The following is a 601-nucleotide window of genomic DNA, read 5'->3' on the forward strand; positions in this document are numbered from 1 at the left end:
TTTATTAGTCTCCTAAAAGGTTAAAACCACCGACTTTAGTCGGTCAGCTTTAGCTATGATACTTTACAACTCTGTACATAGGTGGAGTTGGTCATGGACTATCGTTACGGAAGCCATACGGTTTTTAAAATTCAGTACCATTTTGTATTCGTTACAAAATATCGATATCAGGTTTTGTCTGGTGATGTCGGATTGAAAGTGCGTGAATTAATCAGACAAACATGTCAAATGTTTGAAATTGACATACTCAAAGGTGTCGTCAGTAAGGATCATGTGCATCTTTTGGTATCAGCACCACCTAATATGGCTCCAAGCGAAATAATGCGTCGAATCAAAGGGCGTTCTTCGAGCAAATTGTTCGATAGTTTCCCAGATCTCAAAAGAAGATATTGGGGTCGACATTTTTGGGCTAGAGGGTACTTCTGTGTTACTTCGGGTGAGCTAACTCAAACAATGATCGAAGAATACCTAGAGCATCATTTTGAGCCAAAGGTTGAAGATAACTTCCGAACTGAAAGCGACTAACAACGGGTCTTTGACCCGTATCCGGACTTTCAGTCCGTAATACTAACCCACCTACTTTAGTAGGTGGTTGTTAAGT

Annotated in this window: 1 protein-coding gene; it reads left to right on the plus strand. The window is 40.3% G+C overall.

Annotated elements, in window-relative coordinates:
* Window positions 1-93 precede the first annotated feature (93 nt).
* Complete coding sequence (tnpA, locus tag H5300_RS26975; protein ID WP_182797386.1) at window positions 94-525, plus strand: IS200/IS605 family transposase; 432 nt, start codon at window positions 94-96, stop codon at window positions 523-525.
* The last annotated feature ends 76 nt before the right edge of the window (window positions 526-601 follow it).

Origin of the sequence: Vibrio sp. SG41-7 (genome assembly GCF_014164465.1) — a bacterium.
In the GTDB taxonomy this organism is placed as follows: Bacteria; Pseudomonadota; Gammaproteobacteria; order Enterobacterales; family Vibrionaceae; genus Vibrio; species Vibrio splendidus.